A 4,811-nucleotide genomic window follows, 5' to 3' on the forward strand; every position below is an offset into this window, starting at 1 on the left:
GCTGGCGATAAAAAATGATGTTGAAAATAACCTGCGTTTTCAGGGACAATATTATGATAGCGAAACAGAATTGCATTATAATCGTTTCCGTTATTACGACCCGAGTTGTGGGCGATTTGTAAACCAAGATCCGATTGGGTTGTTGGGCGGCAGTAATAATTATCAGTATGTGCCGAATCCGGTGGGGTGGGTGGATCCTATGGGGTTGACTGCTGCTAAGGAAGATCCTGCTAGGCAGAGAAAGGCAATTGCAGATCCGGTTAAGCAAAGGAAAGCTGTAGCTTTTGACTTTTATAAGTCACAGGGCTTCCCTGAGGATGATATACCCTCTCATTTAACGGGTATTGATTTTGATAAACCGGTAGAGGTTGTGACTATTGAAAAAGGCCAACATTTTTATCAATTCCAATCTCCTGGTGCTCCTCAAGGAAATTATTACGCAGATAATGCTGCGATAAAACCGACTGAACTTGGAATTAGTCCGTTAGGTACAAATAGAGCCTTGAATAAGGTAGAGCCTAAAACAAAAGGTTTGTACACCGCTCAAGGAAATACTCCCGCTCTTAGGAGTAAAGCAAAATCGGTCGATGATTTCTGGTCAGTAAAAGGGGAATCATACCCAACTGAAGGTGGTGGAACACAGTATTTTACCGCTGAAAAATCAAACTTCATTAAAGGTGATTAACAACTATGACTTCAATTGAAACTGTTCAACACGGAATTTCTTTAACAACGAAAAGATTAAGTGATATTCCTGATTATGATATTTATCAAAGTATTTTGAAGCAACTGAATTACTTATTATCAGTGGTTGATGGTTCGGAAGCAGACAGCAGTATGCTTGATAAAATAAATGTTGGTCATTTTGCTGTTCGAGAATTTGAAGAGAGTGACCCTGAATTTTCTAGTATCTTGAAAAAATGTCAAAATATCGCTTTTAAGCTTGATATGCAGCTTTAATTAATTTATTAGTTTGGCTCTCTAAGTATTTAATAGGTGATACCAATAAACTTTCCAGTGTCTACGCTAAGCCCCAAGTGATTTTTTATTGCTTGGGGCTTTTTGATGAGCGTAATAAGAAAATAAGAGGGGACATCCCAACCTTTTTGGCTAGTAGTCAACCGGGGACATCCTAATCTTTTTGACTCACTTTAGAAACGATCGGAGAAACGATCGGGGACACCCATCAACTTTTGACCGTTTTCATTGAAGCCTCAAGTAATAATTTTGCTTGGGGCTTTTTTAATGAGTGTTATAAAATCAGTTGTTTATGTTTGTTAATCTGCGTGTGTCCTACCTTTTTTGTGACCATTTTAAAGAACTTGGCTATGTGAAGCAGGGGAATGAATGGGTACATAAGGGATAATCGCTAGGAGATTATATGTTAGAAAAAAAATACCCATTATTTTTTTCAAAAAGTAAATTAGAGTCTGTACTTGATTATGTTGGCAATGACTCGTGGGTAGAGGTATTCAAAGGGAGCGATTTTCAGATTGCATTTCAGTTTCAAAAAGGCATGGGGCAATTTATATCAATTGCCAAAAGTGACTGCGAAACTAATAAGGAGTATATAGCAAAATCAATTTATGGTTGGGCTTTGGTAAGTGAGCTTTGGGAAGGGGCTTATGATGAGTTTAATCGCTATATGAAGAGCATGGTTTACCCTAAATCACCAGTTCAAGCTGAAAAGAATAAAATCATAGATAGAGTGTTGCGTACTTTAATGGGTAAGGTTAGAAAAGGTGAGTTACCCTTTTGATTTAAAGGAAAGATATAAAAAAAAGCTAACCGGGAAGCCAATCGTGGACACCCATAACTTGAATCAAATAAAATCAATACGTTAAGTTATTTTGGTTTACGGGTGTCCCCGATCTTTATGGTACCACGCAATATCATTACGATGCGGTTAATCGCTTAACGCAAGTTGAAGGGCCTAACCCTGAAAGCTTTGTGCACGATCCGGCGGGTAATATTTTAGCCATGGATAGCAGTAAAAAAGCACCAACATCTACCGCAAGTACACCTAAACACGCTAACCAAGTACAGGGTAATCGTCTTAAGTTTCAAGGCGATACGCACTATCAATACGATGCTAAAGGTAACCGTATTGCACAAGTGCGTGGCAAAGGGCAAAAACTAAAAACCGCCTATCGTTATAACAGCCTTAATCAGCTAGTGGCTGTGAATAACAACGGCGCAAACACGGTTTATCAATACGATGCACTAGGGCGTCGTATCAGCAAACAAAGTCAACACGAGCGTACCGACTTTTTATGGTTTGAGGATGTCCTGCTCAGTGAAACGACGCAGACTAGAAATAGCGTCGCGCAAACCTCATTACAAACTAAAGTCTATTTGTTCGAGCCTAATACCTTCAAACCCTTAGCATTTGTGCAAGATGAGGTTTTATATCATTACCATTTAGACCATCTGGGTACGCCACAAGAAATCACCAACGCCAATGGTGAGGTTGTCTGGGCTGCCAGTTTTAAAGCCTATGGTAATTTAGCCGTTGCGCTGGTCAATGATGTTGAAAATAATATCCGTTTTCAGGGGCAATATCATGATAGCGAAACGGGCATGCATTATAATCGCTTCCGCTATTACGATCCCTGCTGTGGGCGCTTTGTAAACCAAGATCCGATTGGGTTGTTGGGCGGTAGTAATAACTATCAGTATGTGCCGAATCCGGTGGGGTGGGTGGATCCGTTTGGGTTGAGTTGTAAGGAAAAAAACATCTCATCAAGAGGTAGGATTCCAGAAAACCAGCAAGGAGTTTTTAACGAATTTGAATTAGACCATCAAGGTCAGTTTACTTCTGATGAGGCGCTAGTTAAAGCATATGAAGGTGTTAGGGATAAAGAATCTCCTTGGCCTGTTGGTTATACTCCTAAAACACGAGTTATCCAACCGGGAGAAAAGTTTAATATGATTACGGATACAGGAAGAGGAAATTACCCTGGGTCTTTTGGAACTATGGACAACATTGAAAATGCTATTTATGGTCGTAACCAACTTGCTATTAAAGAAGAGTGGAAAGGTACTTTAGATAGAAAAGTACAATATGAGGTATTGAAACCATATGAAGTTGAGTATGGTCCTGTTGGCCCTCAAATAGATGAATTGCCAGATGGCTCGTTTAAGTACCTTCCTGGTGGGGGAACACAAATAAAAATGGGTTATAAAGATTTTCAAAATGCAGTTCCAACTCCTGAGAATGGAAAAATAGCTGATCCATATTTGAAAGTATTGAAAAATACTAAGTTATCACAAAAATAAGAATGATATGAAAATTAAAATATACGTAGGGAAAAAAATGACAACGTTAAGCTGGATTTTTTTAGAAAATAAAATTTCAGTTCGACTACCGGGATTCGCAGATGCTAAATATTCTAATGAGAGAAATATAATAGTTGCTTCGAGTAATATTGGTTTGATTTATATCATAGGTATAGACGGAGAAATAAAGTATGAATTTTCTAATGCAGAAAATGAAAACTATAAATTTTATTGCTTAGCTAATACCAAATATAATGATCTCGGTGTTAATATTATTATGGCTCATGATCCTGAACTTAACGGTGAAAGATTTTGGCAACATACTATAGATTTAGAAAACCAAGCCGTTGGTGAGCCTTTAACTAAGTGGCGCTAGGTTTGAGTATAGGTAAAAAATAATTAATGCATTAAATGGGTCACAAATCGGGTCAGGTCTGAATGGCACTGCATTAAGGGGGGCATCCCGTGCGCCGAGATAAATCGGTAAAAGATTAAAGGGAAACTAATCGGGGACATATATGGTCACTCCTTATGAATCAAGGTTACACTGTTTTTTTTGCTTTTTAATAATCGATATCGTGCAAAATAATCGTCGCCACTTAAACAGTAAGGGCTAGATTTTCTGGTTAAACCTGTTTTTGCTCTTTATCGTTTTATTCGATAGATCACCTTTCCTGAACTGCTTTTTTCACTGTTGAGATAACGGTTTCTTGACATATATCCGGCGTCTTAATGACTCTTTAGGGGGAGTCGCGCCCTCCTGAATTCCAGAAGAAGTCTTACAAGCCTTTGCACCTACTATGCCTTGATGGCAGAAGTCCCGATGAAGTGCCAAGTAAGACAAACCGTTTTAAATCATCAATGCAAATTACCGTTTAGGGTTGTAAAAAAATATGAAAAAAATATGAGGGGACATCCCAACCTCTTTGACTCACTTTCAGTAGTTTCCATTGAAGCCCCAAGTAATATTTATTGCTTGGGGCTTTTTGATGAGCGTCATTATATAAGTTGGTTATGATTTTTAATATTTGATCGTCCTATCTTTATCTTCAGTAACTGGGGCGATCATATTAATGGTCAACCGACCTATGAATATCACTTTAATTGGGATAAGGCGAACAATCGTGTTGCTATCACCGATACCCGTGGTGGTACTGAAACTTATCAGTTTAATGATCGCGGTTTACCGGTTTACCATCAAGACCAAGAGGGAGGTATTACCCGTTATAGTTATGATGACCGTGGAAACTTGGTCAGTGAAACTAATCCAATGCAAGCTACACTGCGTTATGTCTATGACTATTCAAATGATCAGTTACGCACGTTTATTGACAGTAGCGGTGCACAACATCAACTTGAGCGCGATAGCCTAGGAAACATTACGGCAAGTATCGACCCACTCGGTAATCGTTGGCAACGCAGTTATAATGAGCTTGGACAACTGAGCCAGCAAAGCAATCCACTCGGTGAAAGTCATCATTACCAGTATAACGAGCTAGGTCTAGTCAGTCGTATCACTGATCCGCTTGGTA

The 4,811-nt window shown here is 38.9% G+C and carries 6 protein-coding genes; all 6 read left to right on the top strand.

Annotation, left to right across the window (positions count from 1 at the left end):
• Window positions 1-685, top strand: a 685-nt coding sequence (locus CXF74_RS22075) for a polymorphic toxin type 46 domain-containing protein (RefSeq protein ID WP_232772605.1), incomplete at its 5' end; no start/stop codon positions are given.
• 5 nt (window positions 686-690) lie between these two features.
• A complete protein-coding gene (locus CXF74_RS20560; protein ID WP_101084404.1) occupies window positions 691-960 on the top strand; it encodes an immunity protein Tsi6 family protein in 270 nt (89 codons plus the stop codon).
• 421 nt (window positions 961-1,381) lie between these two features.
• Window positions 1,382-1,759 carry a hypothetical protein gene (locus CXF74_RS20565; RefSeq protein ID WP_101084406.1) on the top strand — a complete coding sequence of 126 codons (378 nt, stop codon included), beginning with the start codon at window positions 1,382-1,384 and terminating at the stop codon, window positions 1,757-1,759.
• 191 nt (window positions 1,760-1,950) lie between these two features.
• Window positions 1,951-3,279, top strand: a complete 1,329-nt coding sequence (locus tag CXF74_RS20570; protein WP_101084408.1) for an RHS repeat domain-containing protein — start codon at window positions 1,951-1,953, stop codon at window positions 3,277-3,279.
• Window positions 3,280-3,286: 7 nt separating this feature from the next.
• Window positions 3,287-3,655, top strand: coding sequence for a hypothetical protein (locus tag CXF74_RS20575; protein WP_101084410.1), 369 nt, complete (start codon window positions 3,287-3,289; stop codon window positions 3,653-3,655).
• A gap of 894 nt (window positions 3,656-4,549) precedes the next feature.
• Window positions 4,550-4,811, top strand: a 262-nt coding sequence (locus tag CXF74_RS22280; RefSeq protein ID WP_198552943.1) for an RHS repeat protein, incomplete at its 3' end; no start/stop codon positions are given.

The organism is Psychromonas sp. Urea-02u-13 (genome assembly GCF_002835995.1).
Taxonomy (GTDB): domain Bacteria; phylum Pseudomonadota; class Gammaproteobacteria; order Enterobacterales; family Psychromonadaceae; genus Psychromonas.